This is a genomic window from Halobacillus litoralis (assembly GCF_009856415.1).
Classification (GTDB): Bacteria; Bacillota; Bacilli; order Bacillales; family Halobacillaceae; genus Halobacillus; species Halobacillus litoralis_C.
The window spans coordinates 1-13,150 of record NZ_WMEZ01000004.1; the positions used below are offsets into that span (position 1 = coordinate 1).

Consider the following 13,150-nt stretch of genomic DNA (forward strand, 5'->3'; position numbering starts at 1 on the left):
TGACCATAGCCGACCGAACCGTTTAAGTATCGACGCACAGCTTGATGTTTCTCGTCATTCGAAAATCTTTTCAAAACAAGTACCCCCTTTTGGTTGGATAAGTGTCCAACTATTGGGGTTCACTTCAACTTCGTCCTGTGGGGTCTCACCTTGCACTTTTTTCCCGCAGGAGTCTCGCCATTCCCCTCCGCCCCTTTGTCTATCAGTGTCTCGAACCCACTTCCTGTATAAGCAGCTTTTCAGCATGAAGGAGGTTCTCGAATACAAACATCCAAGCTGGAATAGGGTTTTAAGAGCTTGAGATCGAGCACTTTTCAGCGATAGAGCAGTGGTTATGGAAGACGTTCCATGCGTGGAAGAGGGTTCGTTTCTTTCCTACATCGAATGGGGTGGTTGGGAAGCTGCGAGACTCCCGTGGGAGAAGGAGATAGGCGAGATTCCGCAGGACGCAGTCCGAGGAAGCTCGGCGCTTCCCAACCACCCCTGACGCTCAGCCAGGCAACGAATCCCGGAAACATCTCGAAACTGAGTCTTCAACAATCCTGCTAGTTAGTAGAATAACCTTATTCTCTTCTTTGAAGAGAAGGATTATTTGAATTCGTTGTTTTGGTCGATTTGGACTTCTCCTTGATCGTTGATGGTACATAAGGATATTTCCTCGAAGGAATGGAAGCCTTGTTTTCGTACTTCATTTACGAGCCATTGTTTATTTTTCCGAATCGTTTGGAGCCCACTATATTGCACTTCACCATCAGCAATTAAAACAACGGCATAATCAGAGCTGCCGTCATTCTTTTTTTCAAATACAGAGAGCTTACCCGAGGGCTCCAGAATCGCATAGGCGACGTCTCCGACTTGTTGAATGCCGTGTTCTCGCAACTGTAACAACAAATCATTAAAATTATATCGCTGCCGCTTCATCTCTTTTTCATCTACTTTCCCATGTTTAATGATGATGGACGGCTTTCCGTCGAACCAATTCCTGAACCGCTGGTTTTTCAATGAAATCCATGCGCTCCCAATTTGGATCGCGAGGAGGACAGCCATAGGGACGATCGCTTTCCAAATAGCCTCCTCTGGATTTTCAATCAGAAAGACAGCAATTTCTGCGAGCATGATAAATACGACCAGATCCATAACACTAAGTTCACCAATTTCTCTTTTTCCCATAAAGCGGAAAACAAAAAGGATGATCAAATAGGTGATAAGTGTGCGAATAATAATGCTGAGTACAAGCACTCCGAGCACAACCTTTCCTAAAGGTTTCCCTCTAGTTAACATCACCTATTTTTCCTGTTTTATTAGAGAAATGGAAGCAAATAGCGGAACCAAACATAAATGGATGACACGAGTAAGGAAAGGATTAAAACGGGAAAGCCGTATAGTGAAAACTTAAGAAAAGGAATCGGTTTGTTATGGCTGGCCGCTAGTCCGGCCACAACCACATTGGCGGATGCCCCGACAAGTGTACCATTTCCTCCAAGACATGCTCCGAGAGCCAAGGACCACCAGACGGGGTCGACGTTCATCATCCCATACCCTTGTAGCTCCTGCACCACAGGAATCATTGCAGCTACGAACGGTATATTATCGACAACACCCGAAAGAATCCCTGCACTCCAAAGCATCACCATCGAGGTGACCGGCATATCTCCACCTGAGATCCACACCATCCCTCTTGCCAATTCGTCGATTACTCCTACTGTCTCTAATCCTCCTACAAGCATGAACAATCCCATGAAGAAAAATAATGTCACCCATTCGACTTCCTGAAAGACATGTTCCACGTCAAGCTCTTTTTCTGATAAAAACAGTAATAAAAGAGCTCCACTGACTGCAATAGTCGTTATATCCATGTGGATAAACGGATGCATCATAAAGCCGATAATGGTAAGGAGCATGACTGAGATGGATTGAAAGAGCAAGGGAGACATTTTTAAATGTTCTTTTGCATTTACTTTCATTAAGTCTTGGGCTAGTGCGTGATCATACGTAAGCCCTTGACGGAATAGTAAGATGACGCCTATCGTCACCAGCACAAAAATAATCAACACCACAGGTCCTAGATGATAAAGGAATGATACAAAGCTGAAGTGATCCACTGCTTGTCCGATCATAATGTTTGGAGGATCACCGATGAGTGTAGCGGTACCCCCAATGTTGGAGCTGAAAATCGTCATGATCAAATACGGAAACGCAGGAAGTTTCAAACGATCTACGAGAGTTAATAGCACAGGTACAAACAAGAGGACGGTTGTAACATTATCTAAAAAAGCAGACCCTACCGCTGTAAAAAGCGCTGTTACGAGCAGAAGTGGAACAGGCCTCCCCTTTACAAGCTGCGCTAACCAAATGGCCAAAAAAGTGAAAATCCCTGTTTTTTTCGTGATGGACACCAACACCATCATAGAAAAGAGAAGGGCAACGGTTTCCCAGTCTATAAAGCCAAAAGCTTGTTCCCACTCATAAATCTTTGTCATTAAAAGAAGTACGCCACCTGCTACAGCTACCAGTGCACGGTTTAACTTCTCCGTCATAATCAGTACATAGCTAGCTACAAAAATGAGTATTGCGAGTACAGTTGACATAGATCTTCCCCTTTTTGGACGGACTTTACTAATACTTATTCAAGTCCAGAGGAAAATATCTGCTTCTATCTCTAGAGTTTTCATGCATATAGATAAAAGTGACAAGCATATCGAGGGGGGATAGGATGAAAAAGCTATTGTCAGGGGTCCTGGGGTACGGAGTCGGCTCTATTTTTATTCTCATGATTGTGTTTGCTGGCGTGTTAGCACTTTTACTAAGGTTCACTGGAATGGAATATGAGACGCTCAACCAAATGGCATTAGTCGCCGGCATTAGCATACTCGCCATTGGTGGCATGATGGCTGCTTATAAGGGTGAACAGAAGGGTTGGCTCTCTGGAGGGATGACAGGGCTGATTTTTGTCAGTGCCATGATTTTATTTCAGGTCATTTTTGAAAACTCATGGGTTTCCCTGCCTCAATTGAGCTATTTCGGAGGACTGGTTCTTGCGGCCTGGTTTGGGGGAATGATAGGGGTCAACCTACCACGTAAAACCGTAAAAAGATGAGGGTATGAAAAATCCCGCTACAAGGTTATGTAGCGGGATTGCATTTGATTAGCTCAATTTTTCACGTACGGAAGAACGATCGAATTTCAGTTGAGTACCATCTTGTACAGAAATCACAAGACTACCTTCATCAATCGCATGAATCGTTCCGTGAAGTCCTCCGATTGTTATAACTCTATCGCCTTTTTGGAGGTCCGACTGCATTTGTTGTACTTGCTTCTGTTTCTTTTGCTGCGGTCGAATCAATAGGAAATAGAAAATGACAAACATTAGAATAATTGGCAGTAAACCTACTAATGTATCCATTTATTTTCCCCCTTTCTAAAAGTTCTTTGCGTTTGGTTTGTTGAAACCATACATTTCAAAGAATTCTTCTCTAAAGTCACCGAGTCGATCTTCTCTAATGGCTTCACGCACTTGCCTCATTAAGTTTAACAGAAAATAAAGATTATGATAAGTCGTAAGTCTGAAACCAAATGTTTCATTAGCTTTGACTAAATGACGGATATAAGCACGGCTGTAATTTCTGCACGTGTGGCAATCACAATTCTCGTCAATTGGACGGAAGTCACGTGCAAATTTCGCATTTCTCACAACAAGTCTTCCCTCAGAAGTCATCAATGTTCCATTTCTTGCAATTCTTGTTGGGAGAACACAGTCAAACATATCGATCCCCCGGATGCTTCCATCAATTAAAGAGTCCGGTGAACCGACCCCCATTAGATAACGAGGCTTTTGATCTGGCATCAGAGGTGTGGTGAATTCAAGAACCCGATTCATAACGTCCTTCGGTTCACCAACAGAAAGACCCCCGATTGCATACCCCGGAAAGTCCATGGATGTCAGATCACGAGCACTCTGACGGCGTAAATCTTCATACTCTCCACCTTGAATGATTCCGAACAAGCCCTGATCATGCGGACGCTTGTGTGCTTCCAAACAGCGCTCAGCCCAGCGGCTCGTACGCTCTACAGAATCCTTCATATACTTATGCTCGGCTGGATATGGGGGACACTCATCAAAGGCCATCATAATGTCTGGTCCCAGGGCGTTTTGAATGTGCATCGCTTTTTCTGGAGATAAGAAAAGCTTTTCCCCACTAATATGGTTACGGAAATGGACACCCTCTTCTTCAATTTTTCTGAGATCACTCAAACTGAAGACTTGGAATCCGCCGGAGTCCGTTAGAATAGATCCGTTCCAGTTCATGAACTTGTGAAGACCGCCCGCCTCCTCAATGATGTCTTCTCCTGGACGGAGCCACAAATGGTACGTATTTGAGAGGATGATTTGGGCGCCCATCCGCTCCAACTCTTCCGGACTCATTGTCTTAACGGTTGCTAGTGTACCGACAGGCATAAACATCGGTGTTTCGAAAGATCCGTGCGGGGTATGGACCTTCCCTAAACGTGCGCCTGTCTGCTTGCATGTTTTAATCAATTCATATGTGATTGCCATGATTTCTACCCTTTCTCACTGTTGATCCATAAGATCATTTTATGAACATCGCATCTCCAAAACTAAAGAAACGATACCTTTCTTCTACTGCCTGTTTATAGGCTTCCAAAATAAAATCGCGTCCGGCAAATGCGCTCACCAACATGATTAATGTGGACTTCGGCAAATGGAAGTTTGTAATTAATCCATCGATGGCCTTTAGCTTTTGAGGAGGATAAATGAAGATATCCGTCCAACCACTAGCCTCTTTGAATGTTCCGTAATCACGGATGATGGTCTCAAGAGTTCTGGTGGAGGTCGTCCCGACAGAGATAATTCTTCCACCTTTTTCTTTGACCGCATTCAGTTGATTCGCTGAGTCTTCACTTAGCTGATAGAATTCTGCATGCATATCGTGTTCCTCAACCTGATCCACACTGACGGGCCGGAAAGTTCCAAGCCCCACATGTAGTGTCAAATACACGAGTCCAATCCCCTTCGCCTGCAAATCCTTTAACAGCTCTTCTGTAAAGTGCAAACCAGCAGTAGGAGCAGCTGCTGATCCTTCTTCTTTTGCATAAACGGTCTGATAACGGTCTCTATCCGACAACTGCTCTTTAATATACGGAGGCAAAGGCATCTCTCCTAGAGATTCCAATACTTCAAGGAAAATTCCTTCGTAACTGAATTTAACCTTGCGTCCTCCGTGTTCTTGCAATTCCGTACATTCGGCTATAAGCTTTCCTTCACCGAAGACAATCTTCGTACCGACTTTTACCTTTTTGGCCGGTTTGACAAGAACATCCCATTCATCGTCTTCAGTCTGGTGAAGAAGCAAGACTTCTACTTTCCCACCGGTCCCTTCTTTGGCACCGTAAAGCCGAGCAGGTAAAACCTTTGTGTCATTCAAGACAAGGCAGTCGCCTTTTTCTAAGTAATCGGTAATTTGAGAAAAATGCCGATGTTCAATGGTTTGTTCTGTACGGTCACAAACCATGAGCCGGGAAGCTGTCCGATCTTCTAATGGAACTTGAGCGATCAGCTCCTCCGGCAAATCAAAATCGTATTGCTTAATATCCATGTGAATCCCCTATTCTTATGTTTAATGTATCAAAATTTTCTTATGAAATAGAAAATTAACGAAAGGACAATGCTCACGATAATGGAAGTCATAATAGGAAAATAAAACGTAACGTTCCCTTTTTTAAAGCTGAGATCACCTGGTAATTTTCCAAATATACTCCATAGTATACCGATCAATATGAACACAATCCCTATAACAATAAAGATTTTACCAAAGCCCGTCAAGAGCCAGGCACCTCCCTGTTAAAGTGAGCGTAAGCTTTTGGTGTGACCACCCGTCCTCTAGGTGTTCGCTGGATATAACCGATCTGCAACAAGAAAGGCTCATAAACATCTTCAATGGTCTGAGGTTCCTCCCCGATCGTTGCGGCTATCGTATCCAAGCCTACGGGACCTCCCTGGAAGCTGTCCATGATCCCCTTAAGCAATTTGTGATCGATGAAGTCAAGACCTTCCGCATCGACTTGAAGCATCTCCAGCGCTTCCTGTGTCGTTTCCTTGTTGATAATGTTCTCACCTTTCACCTGAGCAATGTCGCGGACACGCTTCAATAGACGGTTGGCAATCCTAGGGGTACCTCTGGAACGACGTGCGACCTCTACGGCTGCTGCACGATCGATTTCTACAGAGAAGATTTCTGCTGTCCGCTCTACGATCGAACAAAGCGCTTTAGTATCGTAATATTCCAACCGGCTGTGCACCCCGAAACGATCCCGGAGTGGTGCGGAAAGCAACCCGGCTCGAGTTGTAGCACCAACCAGCGTGAAAGGCGGAAGATCAAGTCTTACCGAGCGGGCGCTTGGTCCTGTTCCTACAACAATATCAAGACAGAAATCTTCCATTGCAGGGTAAAGGACTTCTTCTACAGAGCGGGGAAGGCGGTGGATTTCATCAATGAAAAGGACATCCCCGGGTTCCAAAGAAGACAGAATCGCTGCTAAATCCCCGGCTCTCTCAATCGCCGGACCAGCCGTTGTCCGAAACTGGACGCCCATTTCATTAGCAATGATTGAAGCAAGTGTTGTTTTACCTAACCCAGGAGGGCCATACAACAGCGCGTGATCAAGCGGCTCGTTTCGCATTTTAGCCGCTTCAATGAAGATGCTTAGATTATTTTTCACCTGATCTTGACCAATATACTGCTTCAGTGTTTCTGGTCGTAAACTAAGCTCAATCTCCTGATCCGTCTCCTGTTGTTCTCCAGATATCATGCGATCTTCCAACATTCATCCCTCCTCACCTTAAGATTTCATCAGTAGTTGCAGCCCTTGTCTGACATAATCATCCACGCTGCCATGTTTGGCTTTTTCAAGTTCTGTACGGACAAACTTCACTTCTTTTTCTGTATAGCCTAAAGCCTTTAAAGCTTCGATTGCGTCGTCTACTACAGCCCTTTTTTCTTTCGAGGTCAAATCCTCCTGATAGAAAAGGGTGTCCTCATTATCTTCGTCAGGAAGCCAGACGATCAGCTTTCCTTTCAAATCCAGAATCATCTGACGGGCCGTCTTCTTACCGACCCCTGGAAATTTCGTTAAGTATTTATCGTCTTCTTGCTCAATGGCCGAAACGAATTCAGGTACGCTGACTGTACCAAGAATGGCAAGAGCTCCTTTTGGTCCAATCCCGGAAACGTTCAGTAATTGAGCGAATAGTTGCTTGTCTTCTTTTTTCTTAAAACCGTATAGCGACTGGTTATCTTCTCTTATATAGTGGTACGTATGTACTTTGACTTCCTTGTTCATTGCCTCTTGAAAATGATATGGATTTGCGCATAGCACTTCGTATCCTATGCCGCCTGTTTCTATAATAATCGACCCTTCATCGAGTGTCGTCAATTGACCTTTTACGTAACTAATCATTGTAAAATTCCCTCTCTACCCTTTATTGCTATCCTTCCTATTGTAACATACAAGCACATGTTCGCCCATGGTTATAAGCCGTGAATCCCCTTTGAAACGGCATAAAACAGCCACAACAATTTGTGGCTGTTTTAACGTTTTTTATACTTCCTCTTGTTTTGAGAATTGACGAACGACTTGCTCAAAGTGACGATGATCCTTGATTTTAATGCCCTGTTTCAATTCATTCTCTCTTTTTGTCTCTAACGGCTTAATCGGTACAGGTTTAAAGGATTCGATCACCTTCCCTTGATCGGGCAATCCTTGAAAAACGGCTAACTCCCCATCTTCTGTCAATCCAAAGTAGCCCGTCTGTTTTGTCAAAGGGGATATATCATCGACTCCCCTTTGAAAAACGACTCTGTCCAACTGCTGTTCTTCAACCGTCCACCCCTCATAGGAGGCCCAGAAATCCATCATAGACCAAATGGTTTCTTCTTTCTTGGTCGTTTCTGTCACACCATCTATATAATGCTCCTTCAAAATGACCGTCAGTTTCAAAGGTTCAGGCTTCACCAGAGTTTCCACTGATTCGGATTGCTTATCTTTGCCTTGGATAACTCTTTGAGGCGTGTTATCTTTAAAGGTTTTCGGTAGAGCTTGGTCGATCAACGACCAACTCAATACGGCAACGCCTATGGTTAACCCAACAATCAAGGCCCATCGTTTCATGACAGGATCCCCCCTAAATAAAAATAACTTCTGTTTCTAGTGTGTCCAGAAACAGAAGTTATTATCATAGCAACGGGAGATCACGATAATTTTTCAAGAATCGCTTCATCTGCATCGAGGTTGTGATAGACTTCTTGAACGTCGTCATTATCCTCGAGCATATCAATCAGTTTCAACATTTTTTCCACGCCTTCTTCGCCAAGCTCCGTATAAGTTTCAGGAATCATGGTCACTTCACTCGTGGTAAACGCATATCCACTAGACTCCAGAGCCTGTTTTACATCGGAAAAAGATTCAGGATTTGTATAAATTTCAAATTGTTCTTCTGTTGTTTCCATTTCCTCTGCACCGGCTTCTATAACTTCAAGCATCATTTCTTCTTCATCCGCTTCTGTTGTTTCCCTGTCTATGACAAGATAACCTGACCGGTTGAACATGAAGGAGACGCAGCCATTTTCACCTAAATTGCCATCATTTTTATTGAAAGCATGTCTGACGTCTGCAGCCGTACGGTTTTTGTTATCCGTCAATACTTTAACCATAACCGCTACTCCGCCGGGACCGTATCCTTCATACGTATATTCTTCATAATTGACACCGTCAAGATCTCCTGTCGCTTTCTTAATGGCGCGATCGATATTATCTTTCGGCATATTGTTTGATCTTGCTTTATCTACAGCTATACGAAGGGCAGGATTGGTTTCTTGGTCCCCGCCTCCTTGTTTCGCTGCCATGAAAATCTCACGAGCAAGCTTCATGAAGAGTTTTCCGCGTTTCGCATCTTGAGCACCTTTCCGATGCTTGATATTACTCCATTTTGAATGGCCAGCCATTGGACATTCTCCTCTCCCAAACAAATCTTTATTCATTCTTTGTATTTTTTCGTAAGTATACTTACGCATATGACTCTATGCTTAAATATATCACAATCCCCAATCTTCTTTAAAGCAACACCTTTTCTTCTCTCTACGACACTGTTCCATCTCATTGTAAGTATTAGATAAGCTTCCGATTGTGGAAGACTGAGTCTCGAGATAACCGGGGTTCGTTTGCTTTTTTTGAGCGTCAGGGGTGGCTGGGAAGCTACTCGCTTTCCAACCACCCCATTCCATGTGGAACAGAAACGAACCCCTATATCAAGAGGAGGGGTGTTTACACTATACTCAGAAGTAGGGATAAGGGGCTCTATACCATGCTTCCGAGCTTTGAATGACTCCTGAAGAGGATATGATATTATCCATTTTGCTTGAATATACCAGCAGCGTTTCCAGACATAGTTTCGAGACACTTACATGGCAAAGGGGCGGAGGGGAATGGCGAGACTCCTGCGGGAAGAGAGTCCTAGGTGAGACCCCACAGGACGGAGTCCGAAGAGGCTCAACGCGCTCCCGCGGAAAGCGAGTGATTCCCCGCAGCCCCCATCCACTCAACAAAAGTCTCGAAACTGAGTCTTCAAGAATCCTGCCATATACTTTAATAACTCATCATCCAAGTCATTCTATGCAGACAACGTTTATTGATTGAAGAAATTGCGCATGCGTTCTCTGATCTTCTTAGGAGCTTCGGATGTATCTTGGCGTGAATTGAAGTTTTTCATTTGATCCCAGCTATTATTGTTCGTGTAGACGATCAAGTCTTTATCTGTCACTTGCTTTACCTTGGCTTCTATTTTTCCCGGTATCGTCTCATCTCTCAAATCATACGGGTTAATCATGACAGCTACATACACTTTATCATCGGTTGTATAAGCTTGAGTCATCGTAATCTCCTTCAATTCATTCACTTTTTCCACGACAGCCATGGCATCTTCGTTATTAAAGTCATTGTCGTGAGAACGATTGGTTTCGCCATACTTCGCATTTCTGAACTCTTCCTCTGCAGTACGTTTAAAATAACTGTCTTTTCCTGTAGGAATTTGGCCACGGCGTTCAATCGCTCCATCTTGAGCATAACCAAGAGGTTGATAAGGGGAAGCTTCTTCTTCCTTCGGTTCAGCGGCTTCATCCGCCTGACACGCAAACATGAATAACGAGCTCAACATAAGAATACTAACGATTTTCCACATAAAAACATTCTCCTTTTACCCTTACTATGGGTCCAAGAAGAATGTTTTAGTCTGTCAATATTCGCCAAGCTTACTTTGGAGGTGCAGGAGGCAGTTGACGTTTGTGAGCGGAACGCTTGTGCATCGCTTCGATGATGTTACGATCTTCCTCAGGGATCTCTTCACCCTTCAAATGACGATCGATCATATCATAACTCGTGCCCATTTCATTTTCATCGGTCTGCCCTTCCCACAATCCTGCACTCGGCTGTTTATGGATGACTTCATCCGGCACACCTAAATATTCAGCCATTTCTCGAACTTCACCTTTAGTCAAATTCGCAAGTGGGACGAGATCCACGCCTCCATCTCCGAACTTCGTGAAGTATCCCGTATACCATTCTGCTGCATTATCTGTACCGACAACTAAGTATTTATGATTGGTGGCTATTGTATAGAGGGTACTCATTCGTAAACGGGCTCTTAAATTAGCATCAGCCAACTTTTCTTGATCTTCATTGAGAGAGCCAGCATCGTTCAATTGCTGTTTAATCGTTTGAAACATGACGTTATGAGTTTCTGTCAAATCAACCGTCATCACCGGCAAATTACATGCTTTCACAACACTTTCTGCATGGATTTGATCATCGGACTGACTTTTACAAGGCATGATGACTCCCAAGGATCGATGAGGGAATGCTTTCTTAATAAGATTGGCAACGACTGCGGAATCGATTCCACCACTGACTCCAACGAGCAGCCCTTCCACTTTCGCTTCTTTCACTTGTTCCTGAAGCCAGGACACGATTTTTTCAACTTTTTGTTCCACCGGATTGTTCATCCTTTCACACATATGATATCTAATCATAGCATATGCTCAGCATATCGGACAAACTTCTTCCGGTTCTCCCATGCTTTTTCTAATTTCCTCATATGGCGGGGCATCGATGCTTCTTCCCTTAGGCTTAATCGGTACCCATACAGCCACTCCCTTAAAAGGTCAGCTGGGACGAGGACGCCTTTCCACCAGATCTCCTTGTCAGTAAAGTGGGGAAAGTATGGCAGCAATGTAGATTTCCTAAGCTCCACGTATGGCAAAAACCGCTGCGCTAGTTGAATGTGATCATATAAACGAGGTCCTGTATGCAAAAGGTCGAAATCAATCATTTTTATGTTCTTATCGGCGTCAACAATGAAATTATGATGAGCCACATCTCCATGCAGCCACTCATGACGGTCCCAGGCCCTCTCCTCAACTTCCCCCCACGGATAATCTGTAAAATCTTCCAAGCGTTTGCTCATACAGGCATGCAGTTCCTGAAATAACTCCCGCTTCCGTAAGTCCGTAAATAGATCTTTTGTTTCTTCAAAATGTTCTAAACGTCTTTCCCATTTCACATATAGTGGGTCCTTCGGAACCGATAACACTCCAATTCCTTTGGTCGTTCGATGAAAATGATGGAGAATTCGGACCGCTTGCTTTCGATCCTTATGCCGGTTGAAGTCTGCATGCCTTCCTTCTACACGTTCAAATAAGGCCCAGTCACAACCTAATTTACTGATGGTAAAGACTCGTTCATAGAAAGGATATGGTCTTGCAGCTATTTTATAGGCATAATTCCAGTGATCGAAAAACTCCACTTGTTTTTCGATCACATGAAACCTGCGATATCCCTTCAAAATAAAAGGGTGCCCTTCATATGTTACTTTGTACACCTTCGGTTTGATGGTCTGTTCATATTCAATCGGAAGCTTTTCCTCCGTTTGCATCCATTGAAAAAGGCGATCCGTGTATGAATCGCCCATTCGATGTTCAGCTTTCATCTATATCATCTTCCCTCCAAGGCTGCTGATATCCTTGGCCCATCTGCTGGGGATCCCACTGGCCCATTTGTTGTGGGTTCGGTTGACCCCAACCTTGCTGTGGACCCCAACCCATGTGAGGAGGTTGCTGCTGCCCATAACCCATCGGATACTGCATTCCGCCATAAGGTGCTTGCTCCCATGGCTGCTGAGCACCATAAGGAGACTGACCCCATGGGCCCATCATCGGTCCATATGGTTGTTGCTGTCCTCCTCCACAACCACAGTCTCCACCTGCTTGCACGCCTTGGACCATATTATCGCTTGATTCATCCCCCATCATAGGCATGGGCTGCTGCATCGGCTGTTGGTACATCGGCATATGCATGGGCATCATAACAGGATACGGCGGGCAGCAATAATAGTCTGTATGAACCAACTGCGGCTGCATCGGCTGCTGCATTGGTTGCTGCATTGGCTGTTGCATCGGTTGTTGCATCGGCTGCATGGGTTGATAATAAGGCTGCTCGAACATAGGAGCTTGTTCCGGAGATTGCATCCCCTTCACTTCTTCCATCTTTTCTCCTTTTACTTCTTCTTTTAAAACCTCTTTTGGTGATTCTTCTTTCGGCTGCGGCATCGGCATTTGAGGAAGGTGGAACGTTGTATAATAATTTTGCATCTGCTGATCGATACTCGGCATGGTGATCGGCATATTCATGTTAATGGGTTGCATCGGCTTCATCGGTTTTTCCATTACACCTTTAGGCGCTGGCTTCTTCTCATCTTCCTTGATCTTTGGAATCGGCTTTGGTGTTGTATCTTTATATGGTGGTTGAGAAGGCATTTCCTTCTTAGGTGCGGGTGCTTGTTGCTTAGGGGCCTCTTTTTTAGGAGCCTCTTTTTTCACTTGCTTCGTACCTTGAGGGACTTTGATCTTCATACCCGGCATAATCATATCAGGATTGGAAAGCTGGGTATTCATGGATTTCAACTGTTCAAAGTCGACCCCATATTTTTTGGCAATGTTCCAGAGTGTATCTCCTTTTTGTACAATGTGAATTCTCACATCTGCAACTCCCTTCCTGTAATTCTGTAAAAACAATAAGGCAATAA

15 protein-coding genes are annotated in these 13,150 nt (G+C 44.2%); 1 reads left to right on the plus strand and 14 read right to left on the minus strand.

The window, feature by feature from the left end; genetic code table 11:
- Window positions 1-588 precede the first annotated feature (588 nt).
- On the minus strand, window positions 589-1,281 hold the full coding sequence (locus GLV98_RS11745) for a DUF421 domain-containing protein (RefSeq protein ID WP_160915365.1): 693 nt from the start codon (window positions 1,279-1,281) through the stop codon (window positions 589-591).
- A 20-nt stretch (window positions 1,282-1,301) separates the two neighbouring features.
- Window positions 1,302-2,588 carry an ArsB/NhaD family transporter gene (locus GLV98_RS11750; RefSeq protein WP_160915367.1) on the minus strand — a complete coding sequence of 429 codons (1,287 nt, stop codon included), beginning with the start codon at window positions 2,586-2,588 and terminating at the stop codon, window positions 1,302-1,304.
- A 125-nt stretch (window positions 2,589-2,713) separates the two neighbouring features.
- Here GLV98_RS11750 and GLV98_RS11755 point away from each other — a divergent pair, with 125 nt between their 5' ends.
- Window positions 2,714-3,097 (plus strand): TIGR04086 family membrane protein, encoded by a 384-nt coding sequence (locus GLV98_RS11755; protein WP_160915369.1) that lies wholly within the window; start codon window positions 2,714-2,716, stop codon window positions 3,095-3,097.
- 48 nt (window positions 3,098-3,145) lie between these two features.
- On the opposite strand, the gene yajC is transcribed toward GLV98_RS11755, so the two are convergent.
- The 12 genes from yajC to safA form a co-directional block, all read right to left on the minus strand.
- Complete coding sequence (yajC, locus tag GLV98_RS11760) at window positions 3,146-3,403, minus strand: preprotein translocase subunit YajC (RefSeq protein WP_160915371.1); 258 nt, start codon at window positions 3,401-3,403, stop codon at window positions 3,146-3,148.
- 15 nt (window positions 3,404-3,418) lie between these two features.
- Window positions 3,419-4,558: a tRNA guanosine(34) transglycosylase Tgt gene (gene tgt / locus GLV98_RS11765; protein ID WP_146812735.1), complete on the minus strand. Its 1,140-nt coding sequence runs from the start codon at window positions 4,556-4,558 to the stop codon at window positions 3,419-3,421.
- 31 nt (window positions 4,559-4,589) lie between these two features.
- Window positions 4,590-5,615: a tRNA preQ1(34) S-adenosylmethionine ribosyltransferase-isomerase QueA gene (queA, locus tag GLV98_RS11770; RefSeq protein WP_160915373.1), complete on the minus strand. Its 1,026-nt coding sequence runs from the start codon at window positions 5,613-5,615 to the stop codon at window positions 4,590-4,592.
- A 29-nt stretch (window positions 5,616-5,644) separates the two neighbouring features.
- On the minus strand, window positions 5,645-5,842 hold the full coding sequence (locus GLV98_RS11775; RefSeq protein ID WP_089652644.1) for a DUF2905 domain-containing protein: 198 nt from the start codon (window positions 5,840-5,842) through the stop codon (window positions 5,645-5,647).
- Window positions 5,839-6,840, minus strand: a complete 1,002-nt coding sequence (gene ruvB / locus GLV98_RS11780; protein WP_160915375.1) for a Holliday junction branch migration DNA helicase RuvB — start codon at window positions 6,838-6,840, stop codon at window positions 5,839-5,841. Before ruvB ends, GLV98_RS11775 begins: the two co-directional genes overlap by 4 nt.
- Before the next feature lie 18 nt (window positions 6,841-6,858).
- Entirely contained in the window at window positions 6,859-7,476 is a 618-nt protein-coding gene (ruvA, locus tag GLV98_RS11785; protein ID WP_160915377.1) for a Holliday junction branch migration protein RuvA, read from the minus strand.
- A 141-nt stretch (window positions 7,477-7,617) separates the two neighbouring features.
- Window positions 7,618-8,187, minus strand: coding sequence for a BofC C-terminal domain-containing protein (locus tag GLV98_RS11790; RefSeq protein ID WP_160915379.1), 570 nt, complete (start codon window positions 8,185-8,187; stop codon window positions 7,618-7,620).
- Between the two features lie 80 nt (window positions 8,188-8,267).
- Entirely contained in the window at window positions 8,268-9,020 is a 753-nt protein-coding gene (locus GLV98_RS11795; RefSeq protein ID WP_160915381.1) for a YebC/PmpR family DNA-binding transcriptional regulator, read from the minus strand.
- 680 nt (window positions 9,021-9,700) lie between these two features.
- Window positions 9,701-10,252, minus strand: coding sequence for a YhcN/YlaJ family sporulation lipoprotein (locus GLV98_RS11800; protein ID WP_160915383.1), 552 nt, complete (start codon window positions 10,250-10,252; stop codon window positions 9,701-9,703).
- Between the two features lie 70 nt (window positions 10,253-10,322).
- Window positions 10,323-11,060: an NAD(+) synthase gene (nadE, locus tag GLV98_RS11805; RefSeq protein ID WP_160915386.1), complete on the minus strand. Its 738-nt coding sequence runs from the start codon at window positions 11,058-11,060 to the stop codon at window positions 10,323-10,325.
- A gap of 35 nt (window positions 11,061-11,095) precedes the next feature.
- On the minus strand, window positions 11,096-12,055 hold the full coding sequence (locus GLV98_RS11810) for an aminoglycoside phosphotransferase family protein (RefSeq protein WP_160915388.1): 960 nt from the start codon (window positions 12,053-12,055) through the stop codon (window positions 11,096-11,098).
- Window positions 12,045-13,103, minus strand: coding sequence for a SafA/ExsA family spore coat assembly protein (safA, locus tag GLV98_RS11815; protein WP_160915390.1), 1,059 nt, complete (start codon window positions 13,101-13,103; stop codon window positions 12,045-12,047). Before safA ends, GLV98_RS11810 begins: the two co-directional genes overlap by 11 nt.
- Window positions 13,104-13,150: the final 47 nt, after the last annotated feature.